Source organism: Maribacter sp. (assembly GCF_016744255.1).
Lineage (GTDB): Bacteria > Bacteroidota > Bacteroidia > Flavobacteriales > Flavobacteriaceae > Maribacter_B.
In genome coordinates this window covers 1-22,239 of sequence record NZ_JADGES010000056.1, presented here as the reverse complement: position 1 = coordinate 22,239, position 22,239 = coordinate 1, and the positions used below count along the sequence as shown (strand labels likewise).

Sequence of the window (22,239 nt, the reverse complement as noted above, 5' to 3'; positions counted from 1 at the left end):
ATATCTGATTTTCTAAGTTAAATAACCACAAGTATCACATAAGTGAGTGATACTTTTTTACACGTTGTTATTTGTAGGTTTGAGTTCAATACTTGCATTTATACAAAAAAAGAACTAATGAGTCTTTCTATAGAATTAGATAACTTTAATCTAGATAAAAGATATTGGACAGATGGAAAAGATGTTTTTCATTGTAATAGCAGAATTAAGAATATAGATGTAGAAACTTTTAGACATTTTTTTGGAGTTTGGGCTAAAGACAAAAAAAGATGCTTTTTGGGATCTTCAATACTTAAAAAAGCAGACATTAAAACTTTTGAAGTTTTAAACCTGACTTTTGCAAAAGATAAAGAAAACGTATGGACTTTGGGAGGGGAAATTAAAAATGTAGATGCAGAATCTTTTATAGTATGTGATGATGGAAAAATGTCATTAGGAGAACTAGACCTATTTGTTCCTTATGGCTTTGGTAAAGATAAAAACAATGTTTACTATTATAATTATATAGGTAAACCTAAAGTTGTAAAAAAAGCGAATTCAGAAAATTTTAAATCTTTAAATGATGGATATTTTACTTATGACCAAAACTTTGTATTCTGTGGTTTTACAACAATTCCTAAAGCAAATCCTAAAACTTGGAAAAAATTAGAAGACAAATACTTTTATTCCAAAGACAATGGTAAAGTTTTCTATTTCAATAAATTAATAAAAGATGCTGATTATGATACTTTTAGAGTAGTAAAATATTCTTTAATGTCAGGGCTACCAAATCAATATGCAAAAGATAAGGAGTCTGGTTTTTTGAATGGTAAAAGAATTAGTTTTGAAAAATTAATACAAGAAGTAAACTTTTACAACAGAATCTCTGATGAACTTAAAATTTAAATACCAGCGGCTAATAAAGATGTATAAAAAATGTCTAACCTAATATCTTCAAATGCCAAGTTTTTTTCAATGAGTAATGGCTTTACTACCGTTGTCTATTCCGTATTATTAATTAGCGGAAACAAATTAGCCAAAACCTATTGGGAAAAACAAACTATGATATGGTTAGCAGAACACGACCAACATTTTATTGGCAATGGATGTGCAGGAATAGATACTATTAAGCATATTGAATGGATAAAAGACCAGTTTTCAGACCAGAAGAAATTTCTAATGCAAATTGCTCAAAATACCATAGATAACAAGGTTTGGAAAGTCTTAGAATATCAAACAAATGAGGAAGTAGTTATAAAATTTCTAAACAAATGGGTAGAAATATTTGAATCTGTAAAAATAGAAGATATAGATTTTTCTAACACATATTTTTGGTATGCAAAATCTTTGGATACTGAATTAGAAAATTATTGCGAGATACACAGTATTAGACTCAATAAATTAGGCAAGAATGTAAAAGAATGCTGTTTTATATGTAACGATGCTTAAAAACAAAGTATATGGATGGTTTAATTGTTACGTTATTTGAAGAAGCAAGAGAAGATATTAAAATTAAAATCTCTGCCAAAATAACAAAAAATGATGATTTAATGATTGTTGGTCTTGATTGTGGAGAATTGGTTGAAAAATTAAAAGGAGATTGGGATTAAGAATACTATCTAAAGGTTAACAAGCCTAATAAAGAACTCTTAATTAAAAAGTTAAAGGAGCGTAGTATTAAAATTATAGACAATGTAAATTTATTGAATTGGATAAAAGCTAATTATTATAAAAATAATGCTTTTAGTTCTTTTCAAGCATTTTTAACTTCTGAAAATATTGAGTTTAAAATAAATGTTTGGATATAAAAATAGTAATTGAAATTCTAAATAATTATGTGTGATTTTGAAAACGGATTCATTCTATGTAGCTGTAAAGAAAAAAAGACCAGCAAAGAGGTTTTAAAAACTGATAAATTAGAATATATATGGGAATTACGTACTGTTAAAAAAACGGAATGGGCAGTTGGTAGAGCTAGATTACCTTCTTCGGATATAGGTAAGGGTTTAGAGTCAGAATGGGTATTGTTAAACTTAGAAGACAGAAATTGCTTCGATTTTGATTACACACCAAAAGAAGGTGATAATCTTGTAATATATCCTAGTAGTAATAGATATTATAATGATTTTCTGTCATATCTATCATTTATATATACAGATAATAAATGGATAGAAGATTTTTATGATGAAATAGCTCACCTAACGAAACAAGACAATAAAGGAGTTTTAAAAATTACAAACTATTTGGATAAAAGCAAGACAAAATAGGCAAATAATGAAAGTTGAAATGATACCTGTAATTGAAATTGGATATAATAATCAGAACTTGAAAACACCTGATAAATACCCTTATTGGGATTATCCCGAATTATGGGATAAATTCAATACTGAATGTTATAAAAAAGCAGGTTTTATTGATAATTTTAAACCATATGTAGCAGGTTCTTCATTTTACCGAATTTCTGAAATCACAGACAACAACTTAACGAAACTTACTATTGATCATACACAAGAAATGAGAGATAAAAAATACGAGAGAGAGCACGCTTGTGCTTTTTTTGGAGGATACATTCTTTCTATTGATAAGCAGAACAAATATTTCCCTCAATGTTGTGGAGACCTTGCTGATATTCAATATTGGCAGAACCTTACAAAAGGAAAGGAAAGTAGTTTTTATGCTGGACATCCAGAACCAAAGGTTAAAATTCAAGATGATAAAATAATTTTTGACTTTACAGTTAATGAATTTGATGAACATTTTACACCGACACCAGCAGAGAATTTAATTCAATTTAATATTCCTTCATTAAAGAAGGCTATTAAAAATGTTAAGATTGAACTTTATTATTTTGAACAAAGGCTTAATAAAATAAACAGAGAGCAAAAATTGAATATAGACAATATTGGTGAGCTTTTAATTTGGAAAAATAAAAATTATGAATGAAAAAACAATGACAAAAAAAGAACTATTAAACAATACAAATTGGGACGAATACCAAATGGGAACTTGTCTTCTTTTTGTAAACGTATTGAGCAAAGAAGTGCCTTTTGTGTTTTTTCAAAAACATAAGCCAGAGCCAAGTATTTCTGATAAAATGGTAGAAAGTGTAAATGATATTTTAGCAATTAACCCAGTAGAAATAGAAACTATAAAAGAAGTATTGTACGAAGAATGCTTATTTGCATTTCAAGTTGCTGATTATGGTTGCGAAGCACAAGAAGGAGAAACCCATTTAGAAGCACATTTAAGAGAATTTGAAATTTTTAATAAAGAAGACGCTTATTTAAAAAGTGAGATTCAAGCAGTACATATCAACCAAGAATATGATGAGCTAAATGGTACATATTCAGAAATAAAAATAAATTCAGCTTCAGATAATTTGATTAGTGTAATAGTGAAAAATGGAAAAATAATTGATTATGGTGATGACGGAGTTACTTTAAGTGTATTTGATACTGATGAACAAATTGCTAGAAAAAGAAGAAAAGAAGTATTGGATAGTTAAACAAATAAAAAAGATTGGAAGCTAGATAATATCAAGAACAACCTAAATAATATGCTAAAAATAACCTATAAAAATAAAGAATATCAATTTGAAATTGAAGAAGCTTCTAAGCCGCTGTCTTATGTATATGGTAAAATTGATTTAGATAATAATTGGCGTGAGCTAGATTATAAAAATGGAGGACATACGCTAGGACTTGGAGCTACAACTTGTTTTGAAGTTCCACGTACATTATTTAAAGAATTATCTAGAAATGATTTCTTTTATAGCGACCAAATAGATGATGAGGTTGAAGACGGTATTATTTGTGAAATACTACCCACAATTAATTTTGATTTAACAATAAATTATTCAAATATTTTTAATTATAAAACTTACGAAACTGTCTTAATAGGGAATATTCAAACGCATTTTCCTGACTTTAGAACCCTTGAAAATTTGAATTTAGATACAAAAATCATTGAAAATTCAGAGTTGCAACTGTATAACGGTTTACTTTATGACCCAATTTTAACAGCAATTAAATTTGGAGCAATAAAAGAAAACAAAATGCATCTTACTTGTTCTGCATACTTCATAACCAATGAAGAAAAAGGAAATGTAGAAATAGATGTATGGTTGCCAATTAAGTTCTATTTTGAAGCTGGTGTATATTCAGATAGCTTCCCAGATAAAACCATACAAGAACGATTTAAAGAAATTAAAGACTGCTTTTCTTCCATTTATGATATTTCAGAATACAATTTAAAAGAGAAAATAATGGATAAAAAAAGTAAACGTGTTCAAATACAGTTTGAGTATAAATAATCCTAGAAATAAATTAGAGAATGAACTACAATTTAAAAATAGGGTTATTAATTATAGGAGTAATTAGCATTTTACTTATAGGTAGATTTTTATGGATATTTTTTGAAAACCCTTACCCTAGATTACACCTAATAGGAATAGAGTATATTCTAGAAAGTGAAGAGCTATACAATTTAAACAACCAGCAAAAAGAAGTCTATTTTCTTACTAAAAAGTACAAGTATTCAAAAAGTGTTTTGCTACTTGGCTATGGTGGAGGAGGAGCTAGTATGCACGATTATTATGGTTTTGGAATTGCAGACAGTAATAAAAAAGAAATACTACCTGCTATTTACGAATATATAGTTGCAATACAAGATTATAAAACAAACGAAGTTTATATTGTATGTAAGCCTTATTTAAAAACAGGAAATGAACCTGATGAATTTTATAAAATAGAAAATGGTAAAGCTGTAATTACTTACAAATTCAATTAGCAAAAAATGAAATATGTATACTTTTCACTTCTTTTTATAGGCATAGGATTAATTTTTTATGCCTATAAATATTGGGATAAAAAACGAGACTTACTTAAAAACGGACTACAAACAGAGGCCAAAGTTGTAAAACTAATTAGAGTAAGATCTAACAATGGTTTTTTGTTTAAACCCGTATTAGAATATGCAAATAGAACAGGTGAGTTGGTGCAATTTACAAGTAAAGTAAGTTCTAATCCGCCTGCATACCAATTAAGCCAATCTGTGTCTATAGTTGTGTATAAAAATGAGGTGAATATTATTTCCTATTGGGAGCTTTATCTTGTTTCCATAATTTTACTCTGCTTGTCTATGCCAGCCGTTATTATTGGAGGAGGTTATCTTCTGTTTCACTATTATTAAATCTTAAAAATAAATAGAAATACGGTATTTCTAAATGATTCTTTTTTTATTTTAAAGAACAACGCGTATCACATAAGTGAGTGATACTTTTTTATGCGGTATAATCTATATTTTTAAAGCTTTAAAAGAATCTATCACTTTATAATTAAAGAGTGAATAAAATAATAAATAAGCAAAATTTATTAAAACTATTTATAATGGCTAAAAATAATATAGTTTTTTAAATAAAAATAACAACAAGATAATAACTTAAATAAATTTAATTATGGAAGAAATAATAGGATTCTTAATTTTAGGTTCACTTTTCGGTATTGATAATTGCCGTATTGCTGCCGAGGAAGTATCAGTTACTATAAACCCAGTAGCCAAAACAATTATTATTGAACAAGATAACTTGTTCTCTATCATAAAATCAGAAAAAGATAGTGTGGCTATAAGTAAAGAATTAGAGAAAATGTATAAAGGTAAATGGTTACGAGAAATAGAAACATATACTTCAAAAACATTAGAATTTTCTGCGGATGAAAACAACAGTTTACATGCTAAAGTTACCTTGCATTATAACAATTTTAGAGACTTGAAGAAGTTTGGGATAACCGTTAGCAGTGAAGGAAAATACCAACTGGTAAATATACCAACATTCAATATAAAAACTGAAAGCGGTCAATTGAATAAAGAACATTGGGAGTTTGATGCAAACAAACCTTTTACGTTTACGCAAGTATTTAAAGATTTACCTGAAGAATATTTAGCTCACAAAAAAAGTATATATACAGTCTGGAAAGCTACTGAAAAGGAATAAACTATAATTTTGAAGAAAAGGGATAACTCGTAGAATATGACTGAGCTAAGTTTAGAAGAAATGATGCGATATATGATAGAAGGTAAACGCCAAACATTATATGTAACATTAGCCTTTTTTAGTATTGTTTTTGGAGTAATATGTCTTCTTCTATTTGTTTTAAAAAACTATTTTATAACCGAAGATTATAAAATAGTTGTAAATATAATACTTGTTTTATTTACTGTTATTTACCTATTTTTTGTTGGTTATATACTATATAATCACAGATACGCTAAAAACCGAACCCCATATGGCGGAGGTATATACAAGGCATATTATAAATGTGCGCAATGTAAAAGTTTGCATGGTGGAATTTATGGAAAAGGACCAACTAAAAGCATCATTTTAGATAAAGAATGTGTGCACAAATGGAGCGCTATAGATAGCAAAATGTTTGATAAAATATATCAATTACAGATTAAAAATGAAAATTAAATGTACTTGCGGCGAATTAATAAGAGACCAAACTGATTATTTGAAGCATAAAGCACATTTAATTCCCGATATTCATTGGTTTGACTTTTGGAATGCGATAGATGCCGCTATTGAAAAATCAGGAACTTCTAAAAAAGATAAAGAAGAAGCCTGTATGCAATTAAGAAAGCAAAATATGTTTAGAAGACTATGGGAATGCACCAATTGCGGTAAATTATATATAGATAATGCCAATTATAATTTAGTTTCTTATAGCTCAGATTCCAATAAATATAACGGAGTATTAGATCAAAAAGAATAGTTAGTGTAAAAACAACAAGGTTTAAATACATGTTACAAAAAACAAAAGAATATGCAACAAATAGGCGCGTAAAGGTTAATCATAAATATGGTAAAGAAGATTATTCTTTTCACCTTAGTATGGTTTGTGATATTGTAGAACAATTTATTTACTTAATAGATAATGAACAAAGAGAAAATGTGTATTGCGGATGTTGGGTCCATGATATAATAGAAGATGCAAGAGAAACATATAACGATGTTTTGCAAAATACCAATGAAACTATTGCAGATCTAGCTTATGCACTCACTAACGAAAAAGGTAAAAACAGAAATGAAAGAGCAAACGATAAATACTACAAAGAAATGCACAATGTGCCAAACGCAGTATTTATAAAACTTTGTGATAGAATTGCAAATATTACACATTCTAAAAACCAAGGCTCTAAAATGTTTGATAAGTATAAAGTAGAAAATGAAAATTTTATTAAAAAATTGTACAGACCAGAATTAATAGATATAATAAACCATATTGATGAATTATTAAAAGAATAGTCTGTTAAAACATATTGGGAATAACATATTTAATAAATGACTACAAAAGAAAAGAACATATTTAATTACGGTAAAATTGTAGGTATTTTAGAAACTATGGCAAGATTCAATGATAAAACAAACCACAGTTATCATTTTGAATTGACCAAGTTTCCGAAAATTGAAAGCATTCAAAAATCGTTACCTGATAGTATAGGAAATGTTGCTACATCATTCAACCTAAATGAAATAGATGTAAGGAATGGTTCTGATGTATTTTTTAAATTATTTTATGATTGGTTTTATCAATATCAAGACAAAAACGGTATACACTTAGAAGATAATAAGCAAAATTTCTCTTTATATTTTGATAGTTGGAAAAAAGAATGGATGGAAGATTTTGTGGATTTAATGCTAGAAACGATAGAACCAAAAAAGATACACAAAATAGAATATGTTGGTTTAGAAGGCTATTACGCATCAGTTTACGATGAGTTTATTTTAGAATGTGACAACGAAATTTACTATTTAAACCTACAAGTTACGGATTAAAATGAGTCATTACATTCCAATAATTACGCTCATAATAGATAAAGAAAAGCTTCCCTCAAATTGTGAGAATGAGCCAGAATTACAGTTTCAATTATTGAATGATTTATACCAAAAAATAACCTTTTATAAATGTACTACACGTAATTGGCATCATATAGAAGCCATAAGACGTATTGCTGAATATTTAAACTTGTCGACCTTAAAGTTTGTACAAGAAGAATGTTGTGTTATTCCTTTAGAGAAGATAAAAAATATAGCATTAGAGTTAGAACAATTAGCCTTTTTTGTTCAAGATAATAACAGATTAAAAGCATATTTATTAAAAGATTGGAATACAGATTTAGAAAAGAGTAAGGATATTATAATAAAGAAATATTCAAAAAAAGTGTTTGAAAACACCAATCGTTATTTTCAAGAACAAAAAGCAAATATCAATCAATTAAATAGTCGTAAAATTTATATTGAGTGTGAAGCTTCAGAGGATATTTCTGAGTATAATTTACAAGATAAATATAAAGACAAGTATCATAGTTTTATTCCCGTTTTATATTGGTTAAAAGCTCAAATTTTTATAACCAAAAAAGCTATTAAAGAGCAAGAAGATGTAGTACATATTATGGTATCGTCTTAAAATAAATTCAAAATGAGAAAAGGAAAATCCTCAATGTATTTTTGGAATTATATTCTTATTTCTCTCGATTAAGAGTTATAGAAAATTTAGACAAAATAAAAGCTAGCAGAACCTAATTCTAAAGTCGGTATTTAGCTAAAAGAATTGGCGGAGCAAAAGCATACATTTAAATATGTTCAAAAAAATACTGTTCTAAATTAGTAGAAAAGACAATTTAAAAACAGAAAAGAATGCGTTTATTTAAGAAAAAAGTAAAACCAATTCCTTTAGATATTCATTTACAAGAACATAAAGTAATTATTAATAAGCAAGAATTGTACTTTCCTACAACGTATGATAAATTGGTAGCGATACTAGGAGAACCTTCACAAACTGAACGAACCAAATTAACCAAAAGTTATATGAGCTGTTGGGATGCTTATGGTATTTATACTTCTTACAGCTCGTTTTATATCCATAGTATTCTTTTAGTTATTAGCAAACAACCAAAATTGCTGAATTTACAATTATACCCTGCAAATACTTTTACAGGAACATTGTTTTTTGAGAACAAATCATTAAGTCTTTCAAAGAATAAAAAAATGGTCTTAGGGAAATTTTACATTAATAAAATAGCAATAGACCATCAAGAATTAGCCATTTCTTTGGTTCAGAATTTAGATTATAAAGAACCAATTTCTAAAGATAAATACTTGATTAAAGAACTAAAAGAAGAACAAATTAAATTTATAGACTTTGGTTTTAAATTAGCTGTTATTCAAGAATTAATGTACAACCAAGAACTTTTAAAACCTAAATTTAATTTACAAGAATTTGTAGAATGGTACGATAGGCGAAAAATAAATTTAGATGAAGAAGGCTATAACCCTATTGCAGAGGTTACTCAATATTTTAAGAATTTACCTATTCCAAAATCTATGGCAAAAGAAGTTACAGAGATTCAGCAAGATGGCGGCAATGATATTTATTTAAACTTATTGCGTTTTGGTGAAGGAGATGAAGATTATTGGGATATAGAGATAGTGCAAGATGCACAGAGCTTCCCTAATCTTAAAAAAACCATCCTCTGTTATGCTAAAAAAAATGTGTCTGATGAGTTGAATAAACTAGGAGTAAAAACTACTGTTGTTACAAATAAAGAAGACAAAATATATAGAAATAACATATTTGCTAATCTTAAAATGGGCGAATTTATTTGGGGTAACGCATTTGAACTAGATATTACAGGAAACGATATTTCTACTTTTAAAAAAAGAACGGAGCTTATTGATAAAGCCTGTAAAATTGAAAATAAAAGATTAAGTAAAGACGATGCCTATATTGAATCGTTAAATATACTTGGAGAAAATTGGCTTGAAATAGATTACGATTACGGCTTAGAATTACTATTAAATGCCATTCGGTATGATTTGGCATATTCTAATTCAGAACATACACCATTAGAAAAAGCCAAGCATTTCCATAAAGAATTAATGAAAGGCTTTGTAAAAGGAGAATCCTTTTTATATACAAATTGCTGTAGAAATCCTTGGGGAAGAAAGGGCTATAGTAGTTATACATTAACAGACGATGCAACGTATGATTTGGCGATTGTAATTATAAATAACTCTAAACTTACCTTTTGTTATTTTTTAAGTGAAGATTAAGAACTTAAAAGTATAAAAAATGATATAGAAACATTTTAGAAATCTATGGGAATATTTAATATTAAAAAAAGAGGGTATTTTAAATTATCAAAAGCTGATTTTAAAACTAAAAAAGATGACTTTGAATTGGTTTCTGTAAAATTTAGTGGTAATTTTTTTGAGAAACTTTCACAAGAAACAGAGAAAGAAAATAGTACAGAAGAATTAGCTCAAATTACAAATACGGCATCTATCATACTTTTCAAAAACAAAGTAGAAATAGTATACAATCCAAGCGAAATTGAATTAGAAGAAGATAAATTCATCACCCTAATCAATCAAAAATTGAATTGGATTAACAATAACAAAAGTCTCATAAATATTGAAATCACTAAAAAATTACTGCCTTTAAAAAACGAAAATTGGCTTGAAGAAAATGAAACCAAAATATCGGAAATCGAGTTTGTAAAACGAATTAGGTTAGCTTCAATTTTATTCTTAGAAGACGGAAGTTCTGAATTGATATTTAATGATGGAAACTTATTTTGGGAACACCAAATAGTTGCAGATTTAAGTGCAAAAAACAAGCTAATAGCTATAAACATTCGAGGATAACAGATATACTTAAAAAATTATAAAAATAGTAAAACATGAAAACTGCAATAGAACAAAAAATACGGGAAGAAATAGAATCTTGCAATAAATTAATGGGATGGGCATTTAACCCGAGAGAAGGGTACGGTACTCAAAACAAACCACAAAAAAGTGAGTTGAAAAGTAAAATAAGAACATTAGAAGGTTATTTGCCTAGAATTAGAGATAAATCGTTACGTGAACGTTGTAAGAGTACCATCCAACAAGGAAAAGCACAGCTTAAATAAAAATGGCATTACTTGTTGAAAAATTCTTTACCGAGTTAAAAAAGTATGAAAAAGAAGGAACCGATTCATCAGATTTGGCTCATTATTTTATTGATGAGATTGTTGAGAAATTTAATCCTGAAGATTGGTGCTATGTAAAGAAGAACTATAAAGACAAATCAGACAATATAAAATTGCTTATAGCAGGTCATATTCATCTTAAAAATATAGATTTAGCAGATATACAATTAGAAATATTAATCCAAATAATACTGGCAGAGCAAATAGTTGTTGCTTATGAAGCTTTAAGAGAAATCACTTTTAGGTTTGTAACCTCTGGAAGAAATTATGAAACAAATGAATTCTTTTATAAAGAAGAATTAAAAGGCATTTTTTTGTCTAAAAGAAAATTATTTTTAGTCAATACATTTTTTACTAAAAAGTTTATTGATAAGGTATTGAGTATTGCATCGGAATGCGGAGAGGTTCAGAGAAATGAGATTTTAAAATTCTTAGAAATAATAAACGCTTTAAAACAATAAAATTAGCTAAACTATTAATAGGAATATTTTTATGGGGAATATTCTTTTTACTTGTTCATTCATTTAATAAAGCATTTAGATTACAAATAACCGATTTTATGGGTTTGTATAATAACTCAATAGCTTTTTATTCTTTTTTTGACTGATGAATTACTATTTCCATGAATTTGTCTGAGCTATTCATTAACAAAATTAGCTCGGTTTTCTGCTTCCAAACTATTTATTTTCACTTTTAAGAATCCTCTTCGGGAAGAATAAACTTCCTTAGTAAACAGCCTTAATTTTACTTATTGTATGGGAATAATAGAATAGAAAATGTATTTCTGACGCTTTAAAATGTATAAGCGTAATACTTGGGCCAATATTCGTAAGGCTAATAATCTATTTATTTCGGAGTATACTGAATATCATTGACATATAGTTTGTGAAATTCGAAAATTAAAGTCCAACAAGACCATATAAAACTCCTTTTTTATTAATATACTTGCTAGACGATTTAGAGACATAATCCTCTTAATGGGTTCTACTAAATTGTAAATTCTTATTCTTTAAATAGCAATTCATCTATATGAATTTTACGAATAAAATTACCCTGACCTTTTTTGCTTTTTTGCTTTTTGCAGGAAACATACAATCTCAAAGTATAGTTATAGATAGCTTAAATAATGAACTGTCGAATCATCTAAAGAAAGATAGCACAAGAGTAAACCTATTAAATGATTTAGCGGATTATTCTTATAGAAAGCAAAAAGATAAAGCTTTTGATTATTTGGTAGAAGCTGAGTCAATTACTAAGACCATAGATTTTGAAAAAGGCCGAGCGAATAGTTTATACATAAGAGGATTAAATGAATCTCACCAATCAAATTACGAGCAAGCAATTGAGTTTTTTAATAAAGCCCTTTTGTTATACGAAAAATTAGATTTAAAAAAGGATGTTAGTGATTGCTACGCAAATATGGGAAAAGTATCTTCTAAGAACAATGATTACAACAAAGCCATAAAATATTATAAAAATTCGATACGTATTGATGAAAAACTGGGCAAGACGAAAAGCACAGCTGTTAACCTAAAAAATATAGGATATTGCTTTACGAATTTGGGTAATTATGAAAAGGCGGAAGAATATTTAAATTATGCTTTGGATTTAAATACAGAATACAATAACAAACTAGAAATTTCTTGTTGTTACCTTAACATAGGTAGTTTATATTTAAAAAGAGCAAATTACCCTGTTGCTTTAGAACATTACAATACATCATTGCAAATTTCAGAAACAATAGAAGATACTTTGGGAATTTCTAAAGCATTAAATAATATTGGTATTATATATAAGAACTATAAAAAATATGATAAAGCAATTGAAAATTACGAAAAATCATTAAATATACAGAAGAAAATAGGTAGTAAGAGTAATGTTTCAAAAGCACTAACTAATTTAGGTAGCGTTTATTTTTATAAGAAGGAATACAAAACAGCACTTAATTATTACACAGAAGCATTGAATATAAGCAAAGCAATAAACGCTAAGCTTAGTATTTCAAGAAATTTAAATAATATTGGCAATATCTATTTAGAGCTTAACAGAAATATAACTGCTCGTCAATACTATAAAGAAGCTAAAGAGCTTGCAGTTAATATTGAATATCAACTTGGCCTTTGTAATTCTTATCAAGGAATAGCGAAATCTTATGCTAATCAAAAAAAATATAAAAAAGCTTTACTATATGCTCAAAAAAGTAAAGACCTTTCGAATAAACTTGGTGTTGTATATTTTCAACGAGATATCTATAAATTACTTACCGAAATTTATCAAAACACAAATAAATTTGAAGAAGCATTTACTAGTCATCAACAATTTAAAATTTTCAATGATAGCCTTTTTAATAAAGAAAACATTGAAAAAATAGCGCAATTAGAAAACGAATACAAATACAAAAAAGCCTTGGACTCTGCTGGTATTAGAGAATTAAAATTATCGAAAGAAGTAAGCTCCATAAATACCAATTTAGAAAAGTCACAACGAAATATATTTTTAACAATTATCTCGTTTCTTGTAACTGCTATTATCTTAGGAGGTATCATTTTCTTTTTAAAATGGCGGAATATAAAAGAGAAAAATCAAAATATATTGATTGAACAAAGACTATTGCGTTCACAAATGACTCCTCATTTTATATTTAATTCGCTTTCGGTTTTACAGGGCATGATTTTGAATAAGGAAGAGAAGAAATCGATATCGTATTTATCAAAATTCTCTAAACTTCTGCGCATTGTCTTAGAGAATTCAAGAGATAAAATTGTTCCGCTTATTCAAGAGTTAGATGCAATAGATAATTATTTGGTCATGCAAAATTTAGATACCGATCCTCCCTATGATTATAGTTTAGTTGTTGATAAAAATATAAACGTAAACCTATTTCAAATTCCACCCATGCTTATTCAGCCTTTTATAGAAAATGCCATAGAACATGCATTCGCTACTAAAAAAGAAAATAAGGAAATTAAGGTTAAAATAACTTTAAAAGATAAAACCTTGGTATGTAGTATTGCTGATAATGGAATAGGTGTTTCAATGGAAAAACCTAAAATAAAAAAGAATAAAAAATCATTGGCAACAACAATTACTTCAGAGCGCTTAAAAATGTTATCTAAAGATTTTAAAACAATGGGATCCATTATTATTGAGAATAGAACATTATTTGGAGAACAGGGTACGTTGGTTACCTTGATAATTCCTTATAAAATTGATTCTGTTTCAGAATGAAAGTATTATTTGCAGAAAAAAGAGCATATAAATAAAGGGTTAAATTACAAACATTTTTCATAAGTTATGAAAGCAATCAATACATCCATTTTTATTTTATTCTTCGGCTTGTCCCTTCCTACAACTGTTTTTGCTCAAAAAAAGACTATAGATAGTCTGAAAAACGAATTATCACTTCATACAAAAAAAGATACTGTACGAGTAAAGATTCTAAATGATTTGGCGTATTTCTATTTTCAAAAAGATAGTATCAAAACACTAACTTATTTAGAAGAATCTGAAGTACTTGCAAATACTTTGAATTTTACAAAAGGTAAAGGAAAAAGTATCTATATAAAAGGATTGGCACAAGCATCTCAATCAAACTATGATAAAGCAATTTTTTATTTTAACGAAGCACTATTAGTATATGAAAAAGCAGATTTTTTTGCAGGTGTTTCTGAATGCTATGCTAAAATGGGGCTAACGTCTTATTATAAAAGTGATTTCAATAATTGTATTGAATATTACAAAAATGCAATAAAAATTGATAAAAAAATAGGCCGTACACAAAGCAATGCAATAAGTTTAAAGTATACTGGCTATGCTTATTTTGACTTAGGTAATTATGAAGAGGCTCTTGTATATTATACTAAAGCTTTGGGTTTAAATATTAAATATGATTACAGACAAGAAACCTCCAGTTGTTATAATAATATAGGCAGTATTTATTTAAAACAAGCAAACTACCCGGTTGCTTTAGAGAATTATAATAAGTCTTTGGATATTTCTGAAAAAATAAAAGACACATTAGGAATTTCTAAGGTTCTAAATAATATTGGTATTATCTATAAAAATTATGGGAATTATGATAAAGCCATTGAGAATCATGAAAAATCATTAAATATCCAAAGGAAGATTGGTAGCAAAAGAAACATCTCCAAAGCACTTAATAATTTAGGCAATATTTACATGCGAAAGCAGAACTACAAAATAGCATTGAATTATTATAACCAAGCCCTCATTATTAGTAAAGAAATCAATGATAAGGATAATAATTTGACATATGTAAATAATATAGGACGAGTTTATATGTTACAAAAGAGCAATGCTCTTGCTCGTAAATATTATGAAGAAGGTAAAAAGCTTGCTATTGAAATTGGAGATCAGCTGGGTTTGTGCGATACTTATTTAGGAATAGCAACTTCATATGTGAATCAAAAAAAATATAAAGAAGCTTTGATATATGCGGAGAAGAGTATAAAAATTTCAACTAAACTTGAAGCGTTAAATTTTGAACAAGATGCGTACGAGCTTCTTTCAGAAATCTATGAAAACTTAGGTGATTACAAAAAAGCATTCGAAAATCATCAACAATTCAAAACATTAAACGATAGTCTTTTCAATAAGGAAAGCATTGAAAAAATAGCGCAATTAGAATACGAATATAAATACAAACAAGCTATAGATTCTGCAAATATTAGAGAATTAAAATTAACGAAAGAAGTAAGCTCCATAAATACCCATTTAGAAAAGTCGCAACGAAATATATTTTTAACAATTATCTCGTTTCTTGTAACTGCCATAATCTTAGGAGGTATCATCTTCTTTTTAAAATGGCGGAATATTAAAGAGAAGAATCAAAACATATTGATTGAACAAAAGCTCCTGCGTTCACAAATGACACCGCATTTTATATTTAACTCACTTTCGGTTTTACAGGGCATGATTTTGAATAAAGAAGATAAGAAAGCAATTACTTATTTATCTAAATTCTCAAAGCTACTGCGCATTGTCTTAGAAAATTCAAGAGATAAAATCGTACCGCTTATTCAAGAATTAGATGCTATAGATAATTATATGGTCATGCAAAATTTAGATACCGATCTTCCCTATGATTATAGTTTAGTTGTTGATGAAAATATAAACATAAACTTGTTTCAAATTCCACCGATGCTTATTCAGCCTTTTATAGAAAATGCCATAGAACATGCATTTGATGCTCAAAAAGAACATCGTGAAATAGTGATTCATTTAAAATTTATAAACGCAAAATTAATCTGTACTATTGTTGATAATGGTATTGGTGTCAATACCAAAATGCAGAAACCCAATGCAAATAAAAAATCATTAGCGACCACCATTACAAGTGAGCGGTTACTCATGTTATCTAAAGAATTTAAAGTACCAGGCGGCATAACCATTACCGATAGAAATAAATATAATGAACGAGGAACACTGGTTACCTTAGTCATTCCATATAAAATAAATGAGAACTAATGAAGGCACTTATTGTTGAAGATAAAGCATATATACGAAAAGGCTTATTGAATTTCTTAGATCTCTTAGATGTTAATATAGAGGTGGTTGGAGAATGCGAATCGGTAAAAGAAGCTGTTATTGTTACCAAATCTTGTAAGCCAGATTTAGTGTTTTTAGACATCAACCTAAGCGATGGTACTGGTTTTGATTTTTTAGAACAAACAGAAAACCTTGATTTTAAGGTGATATTTATTACTGCCTATGAAGAGTACGCGCTTAGGGCTTTAAAGATAGGTGCCGTAGATTACCTACTAAAACCCGTAGATATCGATGAACTTAAATCCGCTTTGGATAAAGTAGCAAAGCTACCCTTATCTAAACAAAAGCAGCAGATTAGGAAGGTAATACAAGTATATGAAAATCAAGAAGATACATTGATTTTGTCACTTCAAGATACGTTTCAAATTATAGATTTAAAAGATTTAATATTTTGCGAGTCCGATAAAGGCTATACCACTTTTCATCTCAATAATGGAAAAAAATATTTGGCATCAAAGCCCTTAAAGGAGTTTGAAGAGCAGTTATGCAAACAGTCTTTTACAAGACCGCATCAATCATTTATGGTTAACTTAAAGTATGTAGACAAGTATGAAAAATCGGGTACTATTTATTTGAAAAATGGAAAAAAAATACCCGTTTCAACACGGAAAAAAGAGGACTTCTTAACTCGTCTTTTTACTTGGAATAAAAAATAGTCTTCTCAGGAGGCTAAGAGTGACTAATAGCACTTAAATACAGTAAAGTAGTAGAAAAACCTTCTTCCTTAAAATCGAATATACATTCAAAACCCGCATTTGTGCATTAGCATTTGGCGCAAATAGGTTTGCTGTTTCCCATTGTCTTTATCCTATTTAGATTTGACTTTATCAAATCTTTAATCAATAAAATAATGGATCAAATTAAATCAAAACTAGGTCATGGAGGCTTATTATTAGGTGCAATGGGCATCATATCTATTCTCCTATCAATTTTCAACTACAATATCAGACTTCTTGCTTGGGTTGATCTTTGGGGCAACACAATGGGATGGGTAATTCGAATTCTCTTAATAGTTGGGGGAGGTGCTCTCTACTGGTTTTTTGGAAGTACAGAGGAAGAATAAATTAAAAATATAAAAGACAAAAAGATGAAAACAATAAAATCAATAGTAGTACTAGCATGTCTGGCAATGATGACATCTTGCGGTGGTGGCGCAAGCAAACAATCTGCAGATGCAGATGGCTTCGGAGCGATAGAAGACGAAATAAAAAGCGAGTTTAGCGACGACGCCTATTATACAGACTTAACTATTACCTACAACAAATCTATAGGTAATATTATAGGGGTAACAGTTACCGAAGATCCAACCTCTTTAAAAATGGGGCAATGGAACAATACACAAGGAACTTGGACCCAAAGTTCAGAAATATCACTTGAAGTACCTGAAGGAAGTCAGGCTAAGGATTTTATGTTTCAATTGGGTGAGACAATCAATTTAACAAAACTTGGAGGCTTGGTAGAAAAGTCAATACAACAGTTAAAAGATGAAAAAAACCTTAAGAATCCAATCTTAAGTATTGCTAGTATTGATTTTCCGGATAACGGAAATGCCTCTGAAGCAAGATTTGTCATCAATCTTAAGCCCGAAAATGGCGGCACCTCATTTAGCTTTTACTATAAACTAGATGGTGAACTAATTAAAATGGATTCTTAAAATAATTATATAACCAAATCAATATTAAAACCCAAAATTATGAACAAATTATTTAAATCAATCAACTTATTTGCACTAGCTATATTGCTAACAACTTTTGGTTGTGGCAATGATGATGACGGCGCTCCTCAAAATATTGAGATAAACATACAGGATTTAGCTGTAACCATTGATGAAAACCCAACTAATGGACAAGTTATTGGCACTGTACAAACGGATGGAAGCGGGACGTTAAATTTTAGTATAACGTCGCAAACGCCATCAGGAGCCTTAAGTATAAATACAAGTACTGGAGAATTAACGGTTGCCAATGCAGCTATTTTTGACTTTGAAGTAAACCCTATAATTACTGCTACAATTACTGTAACCAATGCTGTAGAAACAGCTATGGTTACAGTAAACCTTAACAACTTAAATGAAACCACCATTCAAGATTTAACAGTGACTATTGATGAAAACCCGACCGATGGGCAGGTTGTTGGCACCTTTCAAACAGGCGGAAGTGCAACCTCAAATTTTAGTATAACAGCACAAACTCCAGCAGGAGCCTTAAATATAGATGTTTCCACAGGAGAATTAACGGTTGCTGATGCCACTTTATTTGACTTTGAAACAACCCCTATACTAACAGCAACTATCTCCGTTAGTGATGCTGAAAACCCAGCAACGGCAACGATTAATTTAACCAATGTAAATGAAGTAAACATTCAAGATTTCACCGTAGCCATTGATGAAAACCCAACCGATGGGCAAGTTGTTGGTACTGTGCAAACTACTGGAGGTGTACCTTTAAATTTCAGTATAACATCACAAACACCAGTAGGAGCATTAAATATAGATCCAACTACAGGCGAATTAACAGTTGCAGACCCCAACTTATTTGATTTTGAAACAACCCCTATACTAACAGCAACTATAACTGTAGATGATGCCGAAAATGCAGCAACAGTTACTATTAATCTTACTGATGTAGATGAAATTACTGTTCAAAATGCAACTCTAGATATAGATGAAAACCCAACAAATGGGCAAGTTATTGGCACTTTACAAGCGACTAGCTCAGGTATTTTAACCTATACGATAACGTATCAATCTGCGGCAGGTGCTCTCGCTATAGACGCTAGTACTGGGGAATTAACTGTAGCTGATGCAACTTTATTCGATTTTGAAACAACTCCGACGATGTTCGCGACTATTTCAGTTGACAACGGTGTTTATTCGGTATCTGCAACTGCTAGTGTAAATATTGAAAATATAAATGAGATTGGAGATTTTAATCATGGAGGCGTTATTTTTTGGGTAGACCCTACAAGCAATAATAGTTCGGGCTTGGTTTGCGCTATTACTGATCAGGGAACAAATGTATCATGGGGCTGTCAAGGAACTTTTATATCAGGCACATCAGATTCAATAGGTAGTGGTGCAACAAACACAGCTGTCATTGTTGCAGGTTGTACCACTACAGGGATAGCTGCTGATATAGCTTCCAACGCAACTATTGATGGTTATTCTGATTGGTTTTTACCTAGTAGATCTGAATTGACCCAAATGTATTCGCAGAAAGCGATTATAAACTCCACTGCTATCGCTAATGGGGGGGCAGCATTCATCGATTCTAACTTGAGCACAAGGTACTGGAGTTCTACCGAATCTAATAACAATACTGCTTGGTGTAAATATTTCGCTAACGGAAATGATGCAGGATTAAATAAAGGCGCTAGTGCTTACTTTCAAGTAAGAGCAATTAGAGCTTTCTAAGGTGATTTTAAAACAACAAATTTTAGAGCCACTTTTTCTTATCAATTAAAGTGGCTTTATAACTATAAAACAAAAAATAAAGAGCCACTCTCAGCTTACAGCTGTGCGTGGTTCTTTATTTGAAACCTCAATAACTCCTTTATTCAAAACCTTTTAAGACGAGGTGTTTAGCGCTAAAAATGATTGTTATACTATTTAAACCCCTAATAAACCATGAACAAAAACAGCACCTATTTTCCGCCAATACAAACCAAACAGGCTTCTACACGGCAAGATGAGAAATGGGACGAAGCAGAGGTCTTTTTTAATAGCGGCCAATACCACAGCGTTTTACCCACATTATTAGATTATGTTGGCAGTCATTTACAAACTAAAAAAGAAGGAGATACTTATGTGATACCTCACGGATCCGTGATAGTAAGCATTACCCAAACAGAAAAAGAACTCCTGATAAAATGTCCATTTTTAAATATTGAAAACGCCAAAAAAGTCCCGCTAATGCGTCGGTTGGCCGAGATACGTATGCATCCACTTAACCTTACCAATGTAGCATTAGAAGGTGATTTGGTTTTCTTTTCGTTTTCTTGCCCACTAAATTTATGTCAACCCTATAAAATTTATGCGGTACTCAGAGAAATCTGTTATTACGCTGACAGTTATGACGATGAGTTTATAGAAAAGTTTGAAGCTACACATCTGCAAGAGCCCAAAATAACCCCTTTTTCAAGTGATATACAACAAGATACTTTTACCAATTATCAAAAAATACTAGATGAAGGCGTACAGCGATTTGATCATTACATGGAAAATCGCGACAGCAATAATGCTTGGTACACCCTGAACATCACCTTAAAGAGAATTGAGTTTTACGCAGCTCCCCAAGGGTATTTACGTACGCTATTAGAAAGAGCCATAGATGGTATTTACGATGGAAACATTCCTTTTCAAAATCGCTTACTAAACGGAAAAGCAAGTTTGGAAAAACTTAAGAGCTATACACAAGAAAAATTCTCCGAAGACTTGTACGAAATAGAATCATTCATCTCTCATAAATACAGCGGCAAAAAAGAAAATATTAGAGAAAATTGGGAAGACAATTATACCGATGCCCAAGAAATGGTAGCGAATGCCAGATTTGAAGATGCAGCAAACTTATTACAATCTTGTTTTTATGGTTTATTCTATTACAATTTAGTGGATGAAAGTATTAGCAAACCTATCACAGATGCCATGGCACAAGCCAATGGTTTAGATTGGAGTCAAGCAGCTCCTATTTTATTACAGGGGATGCAATCGATTATGGAAGACAATATTCTTGATAATGATTTTGGTATGGATTTGTCAAAAATAATGGGAGCTCAGATGCAACAATCTATGGAGGTTATGCAGCAAATGATGGCGAATTTTAAAACGGAATAAACGATGAGTGCAACAAAGAATATAGAAAATTCAGTATATAGAATTAACACCTCAAATGGATCTGGAACAGGTTTTTACAATCGTAAAGATGATATCGTAGTAACCAATTATCATGTGGTAGCCGGAAGTTTACAGCTTAGTATAGAAGGGCAAGATAAAAATAGATACTTGGCGCAAGTAATCTATGTAAATCCAGGTAAAGACATTGCGTTTTTAAAAGCGGAGAACTTGCCAAAACCTACCGAAACCGCATCTGCCGAACACGTTACTGAAACGGCATCAAGAGATAAAGTAATGGTGTTGGGGTATCCGTTCGGGATGCCATTTACGGTTACAGAAGGTATCGTCTCTAATGCCAGACAAATAATGGACGGCAACAATTACATTCAAACCGATGCAGCCATAAATCCTGGTAACAGCGGTGGCCCAATAGTTAATGAAAAAGGCGAATTGATAGGTATCGTTACTTCCAAGTTTTCGGATGCCGATAATATGGGCTTTGCAATTCCTGTAGAAACGCTACGAGAAGAATTAGAAATTGTAAGTGAATTGACCAATACACTTACCGTAGGTTGTTACAGCTGTAATGGTTTAATAGCTGAAAAAGTATGTTACTGCCCCAATTGTGGTAGTGATATTGATGAAAAAATATTTACCGAAAATCCGCTTTCGGACTTTAGTCAAAAGGTGGAAGAGGCAATAATCAAACTAAAGGTAAATCCCGTACTGACTAGGTCCGGTAGAGAGCGTTGGTATTTCCATCAAGGAAGTGCAGAAATTCGAATGTTCATTTATGACAACAATTACTTATTTGCTACTTCTCCTTTAAA

General features: G+C 30.0%; 27 protein-coding genes. All 27 read left to right on the top strand.

The annotated features are described in order from the left end of the window. The first annotated feature begins 117 nt into the window (after window positions 1–117). Window positions 118–885: a DKNYY domain-containing protein gene (locus QZZ51_RS10590; protein WP_291869400.1), complete on the top strand. Its 768-nt coding sequence runs from the start codon at window positions 118–120 to the stop codon at window positions 883–885. Between the two features lie 30 nt (window positions 886–915). Continuing rightward, entirely contained in the window at window positions 916–1,428 is a 513-nt protein-coding gene (locus QZZ51_RS10585) for a hypothetical protein (protein ID WP_291869398.1), read from the top strand. A gap of 11 nt (window positions 1,429–1,439) precedes the next feature. Further along, a complete protein-coding gene (locus QZZ51_RS10580; RefSeq protein WP_291869396.1) occupies window positions 1,440–1,589 on the top strand; it encodes a hypothetical protein in 150 nt (49 codons plus the stop codon). 225 nt (window positions 1,590–1,814) lie between these two features. Next, window positions 1,815–2,246 (top strand): hypothetical protein, encoded by a 432-nt coding sequence (locus QZZ51_RS10575; protein WP_291869394.1) that lies wholly within the window; start codon window positions 1,815–1,817, stop codon window positions 2,244–2,246. A 7-nt stretch (window positions 2,247–2,253) separates the two neighbouring features. Next, a complete protein-coding gene (locus QZZ51_RS10570; protein WP_291869392.1) occupies window positions 2,254–2,922 on the top strand; it encodes a hypothetical protein in 669 nt (222 codons plus the stop codon). After that, on the top strand, window positions 2,915–3,484 hold the full coding sequence (locus QZZ51_RS10565) for a hypothetical protein (RefSeq protein ID WP_291869391.1): 570 nt from the start codon (window positions 2,915–2,917) through the stop codon (window positions 3,482–3,484). The genes QZZ51_RS10570 and QZZ51_RS10565 overlap by 8 nt, the downstream gene beginning before the upstream one ends. A 51-nt stretch (window positions 3,485–3,535) precedes the next feature. Further along, entirely contained in the window at window positions 3,536–4,291 is a 756-nt protein-coding gene (locus tag QZZ51_RS10560; protein ID WP_291869389.1) for a hypothetical protein, read from the top strand. Window positions 4,292–4,311: 20 nt separating this feature from the next. Next, a complete protein-coding gene (locus QZZ51_RS10555) occupies window positions 4,312–4,767 on the top strand; it encodes a hypothetical protein (RefSeq protein WP_291869387.1) in 456 nt (151 codons plus the stop codon). Window positions 4,768–4,773: 6 nt separating this feature from the next. After that, on the top strand, window positions 4,774–5,169 hold the full coding sequence (locus QZZ51_RS10550; protein ID WP_291869385.1) for a DUF3592 domain-containing protein: 396 nt from the start codon (window positions 4,774–4,776) through the stop codon (window positions 5,167–5,169). Window positions 5,170–5,434: 265 nt separating this feature from the next. Continuing rightward, window positions 5,435–5,971, top strand: coding sequence for a hypothetical protein (locus tag QZZ51_RS10545; protein WP_291869383.1), 537 nt, complete (start codon window positions 5,435–5,437; stop codon window positions 5,969–5,971). Window positions 5,972–6,007: 36 nt separating this feature from the next. Further along, window positions 6,008–6,448 (top strand): hypothetical protein, encoded by a 441-nt coding sequence (locus tag QZZ51_RS10540; RefSeq protein ID WP_291869381.1) that lies wholly within the window; start codon window positions 6,008–6,010, stop codon window positions 6,446–6,448. Then, complete coding sequence (locus QZZ51_RS10535) at window positions 6,438–6,749, top strand: hypothetical protein (protein WP_291869379.1); 312 nt, start codon at window positions 6,438–6,440, stop codon at window positions 6,747–6,749. The genes QZZ51_RS10540 and QZZ51_RS10535 overlap by 11 nt, the downstream gene beginning before the upstream one ends. 29 nt (window positions 6,750–6,778) lie before the next feature. After that, on the top strand, window positions 6,779–7,282 hold the full coding sequence (locus tag QZZ51_RS10530; RefSeq protein WP_291869377.1) for a phosphohydrolase: 504 nt from the start codon (window positions 6,779–6,781) through the stop codon (window positions 7,280–7,282). A gap of 36 nt (window positions 7,283–7,318) precedes the next feature. Next, a complete protein-coding gene (locus QZZ51_RS10525) occupies window positions 7,319–7,813 on the top strand; it encodes a hypothetical protein (protein ID WP_291869375.1) in 495 nt (164 codons plus the stop codon). Between the two features lies 1 nt (window position 7,814). Beyond that, a complete protein-coding gene (locus QZZ51_RS10520; RefSeq protein WP_291869374.1) occupies window positions 7,815–8,444 on the top strand; it encodes a hypothetical protein in 630 nt (209 codons plus the stop codon). 230 nt (window positions 8,445–8,674) lie between these two features. Continuing rightward, on the top strand, window positions 8,675–10,090 hold the full coding sequence (locus QZZ51_RS10515) for a hypothetical protein (RefSeq protein WP_291869372.1): 1,416 nt from the start codon (window positions 8,675–8,677) through the stop codon (window positions 10,088–10,090). Between the two features lie 45 nt (window positions 10,091–10,135). Further along, entirely contained in the window at window positions 10,136–10,684 is a 549-nt protein-coding gene (locus QZZ51_RS10510; RefSeq protein ID WP_291869370.1) for a DUF2262 domain-containing protein, read from the top strand. 35 nt (window positions 10,685–10,719) lie between these two features. Next, window positions 10,720–10,950: a hypothetical protein gene (locus tag QZZ51_RS10505; RefSeq protein WP_291869368.1), complete on the top strand. Its 231-nt coding sequence runs from the start codon at window positions 10,720–10,722 to the stop codon at window positions 10,948–10,950. Window positions 10,951–10,952: 2 nt separating this feature from the next. Then, the gene (locus QZZ51_RS10500; RefSeq protein ID WP_291869366.1) at window positions 10,953–11,471 is read left to right on the top strand and encodes a hypothetical protein; all 519 of its coding nucleotides are present in this window, start codon (window positions 10,953–10,955) and stop codon (window positions 11,469–11,471) included. Window positions 11,472–12,039: 568 nt separating this feature from the next. Beyond that, window positions 12,040–14,238, top strand: a complete 2,199-nt coding sequence (locus tag QZZ51_RS10495) for a tetratricopeptide repeat protein (RefSeq protein WP_291869364.1) — start codon at window positions 12,040–12,042, stop codon at window positions 14,236–14,238. Between the two features lie 66 nt (window positions 14,239–14,304). Continuing rightward, window positions 14,305–16,497: a tetratricopeptide repeat protein gene (locus tag QZZ51_RS10490; protein WP_291869362.1), complete on the top strand. Its 2,193-nt coding sequence runs from the start codon at window positions 14,305–14,307 to the stop codon at window positions 16,495–16,497. Beyond that, complete coding sequence (locus tag QZZ51_RS10485; protein ID WP_291869360.1) at window positions 16,497–17,234, top strand: LytTR family DNA-binding domain-containing protein; 738 nt, start codon at window positions 16,497–16,499, stop codon at window positions 17,232–17,234. The genes QZZ51_RS10490 and QZZ51_RS10485 overlap by 1 nt, the downstream gene beginning before the upstream one ends. A 194-nt stretch (window positions 17,235–17,428) precedes the next feature. After that, window positions 17,429–17,641 carry a hypothetical protein gene (locus QZZ51_RS10480; protein ID WP_291869358.1) on the top strand — a complete coding sequence of 71 codons (213 nt, stop codon included), beginning with the start codon at window positions 17,429–17,431 and terminating at the stop codon, window positions 17,639–17,641. A 24-nt stretch (window positions 17,642–17,665) separates the two neighbouring features. Beyond that, entirely contained in the window at window positions 17,666–18,232 is a 567-nt protein-coding gene (locus tag QZZ51_RS10475; protein WP_291869356.1) for a hypothetical protein, read from the top strand. Window positions 18,233–18,271: 39 nt separating this feature from the next. Continuing rightward, window positions 18,272–19,990 carry a DUF1566 domain-containing protein gene (locus QZZ51_RS10470; RefSeq protein WP_291869354.1) on the top strand — a complete coding sequence of 573 codons (1,719 nt, stop codon included), beginning with the start codon at window positions 18,272–18,274 and terminating at the stop codon, window positions 19,988–19,990. A gap of 213 nt (window positions 19,991–20,203) precedes the next feature. Beyond that, on the top strand, window positions 20,204–21,409 hold the full coding sequence (locus tag QZZ51_RS10465) for a hypothetical protein (RefSeq protein WP_291869352.1): 1,206 nt from the start codon (window positions 20,204–20,206) through the stop codon (window positions 21,407–21,409). Between the two features lie 3 nt (window positions 21,410–21,412). Beyond that, window positions 21,413–22,239 (top strand): trypsin-like peptidase domain-containing protein (locus QZZ51_RS10460; protein ID WP_291869350.1); only part of this gene is annotated, 827 nt, incomplete at its 3' end.

What these genes read in the sequence shown, in the direction of transcription:
- QZZ51_RS10540 (WP_291869381.1), top strand. Translation starts at nt 6,008, where the DNA reads ATGACTGAGCTAAGTTTAGAAGAAATGATGCGATATATGATAGAAGGT.
- QZZ51_RS10470 (WP_291869354.1), top strand. Translation starts at nt 18,272, where the DNA reads ATGAACAAATTATTTAAATCAATCAACTTATTTGCACTAGCTATATTG.
- QZZ51_RS10570 (WP_291869392.1), top strand. Translation starts at nt 2,254, where the DNA reads ATGAAAGTTGAAATGATACCTGTAATTGAAATTGGATATAATAATCAG.
- QZZ51_RS10475 (WP_291869356.1), top strand. Translation starts at nt 17,666, where the DNA reads ATGAAAACAATAAAATCAATAGTAGTACTAGCATGTCTGGCAATGATG.
- QZZ51_RS10530 (WP_291869377.1), top strand. Translation starts at nt 6,779, where the DNA reads ATGTTACAAAAAACAAAAGAATATGCAACAAATAGGCGCGTAAAGGTT.
- QZZ51_RS10585 (WP_291869398.1), top strand. Translation starts at nt 916, where the DNA reads ATGTCTAACCTAATATCTTCAAATGCCAAGTTTTTTTCAATGAGTAAT.
- QZZ51_RS10525 (WP_291869375.1), top strand. Translation starts at nt 7,319, where the DNA reads ATGACTACAAAAGAAAAGAACATATTTAATTACGGTAAAATTGTAGGT.
- QZZ51_RS10500 (WP_291869366.1), top strand. Translation starts at nt 10,953, where the DNA reads ATGGCATTACTTGTTGAAAAATTCTTTACCGAGTTAAAAAAGTATGAA.
- QZZ51_RS10490 (WP_291869362.1), top strand. Translation starts at nt 14,305, where the DNA reads ATGAAAGCAATCAATACATCCATTTTTATTTTATTCTTCGGCTTGTCC.
- QZZ51_RS10550 (WP_291869385.1), top strand. Translation starts at nt 4,774, where the DNA reads ATGAAATATGTATACTTTTCACTTCTTTTTATAGGCATAGGATTAATT.
- QZZ51_RS10485 (WP_291869360.1), top strand. Translation starts at nt 16,497, where the DNA reads ATGAAGGCACTTATTGTTGAAGATAAAGCATATATACGAAAAGGCTTA.
- QZZ51_RS10510 (WP_291869370.1), top strand. Translation starts at nt 10,136, where the DNA reads ATGGGAATATTTAATATTAAAAAAAGAGGGTATTTTAAATTATCAAAA.
- QZZ51_RS10465 (WP_291869352.1), top strand. Translation starts at nt 20,204, where the DNA reads ATGAACAAAAACAGCACCTATTTTCCGCCAATACAAACCAAACAGGCT.
- QZZ51_RS10565 (WP_291869391.1), top strand. Translation starts at nt 2,915, where the DNA reads ATGAATGAAAAAACAATGACAAAAAAAGAACTATTAAACAATACAAAT.
- QZZ51_RS10480 (WP_291869358.1), top strand. Translation starts at nt 17,429, where the DNA reads ATGGATCAAATTAAATCAAAACTAGGTCATGGAGGCTTATTATTAGGT.
- QZZ51_RS10520 (WP_291869374.1), top strand. Translation starts at nt 7,815, where the DNA reads ATGAGTCATTACATTCCAATAATTACGCTCATAATAGATAAAGAAAAG.
- QZZ51_RS10545 (WP_291869383.1), top strand. Translation starts at nt 5,435, where the DNA reads ATGGAAGAAATAATAGGATTCTTAATTTTAGGTTCACTTTTCGGTATT.
- QZZ51_RS10495 (WP_291869364.1), top strand. Translation starts at nt 12,040, where the DNA reads ATGAATTTTACGAATAAAATTACCCTGACCTTTTTTGCTTTTTTGCTT.
- QZZ51_RS10515 (WP_291869372.1), top strand. Translation starts at nt 8,675, where the DNA reads ATGCGTTTATTTAAGAAAAAAGTAAAACCAATTCCTTTAGATATTCAT.
- QZZ51_RS10575 (WP_291869394.1), top strand. Translation starts at nt 1,815, where the DNA reads ATGTGTGATTTTGAAAACGGATTCATTCTATGTAGCTGTAAAGAAAAA.
- QZZ51_RS10535 (WP_291869379.1), top strand. Translation starts at nt 6,438, where the DNA reads ATGAAAATTAAATGTACTTGCGGCGAATTAATAAGAGACCAAACTGAT.
- QZZ51_RS10555 (WP_291869387.1), top strand. Translation starts at nt 4,312, where the DNA reads ATGAACTACAATTTAAAAATAGGGTTATTAATTATAGGAGTAATTAGC.
- QZZ51_RS10505 (WP_291869368.1), top strand. Translation starts at nt 10,720, where the DNA reads ATGAAAACTGCAATAGAACAAAAAATACGGGAAGAAATAGAATCTTGC.
- QZZ51_RS10580 (WP_291869396.1), top strand. Translation starts at nt 1,440, where the DNA reads ATGGATGGTTTAATTGTTACGTTATTTGAAGAAGCAAGAGAAGATATT.
- QZZ51_RS10590 (WP_291869400.1), top strand. Translation starts at nt 118, where the DNA reads ATGAGTCTTTCTATAGAATTAGATAACTTTAATCTAGATAAAAGATAT.
- QZZ51_RS10560 (WP_291869389.1), top strand. Translation starts at nt 3,536, where the DNA reads ATGCTAAAAATAACCTATAAAAATAAAGAATATCAATTTGAAATTGAA.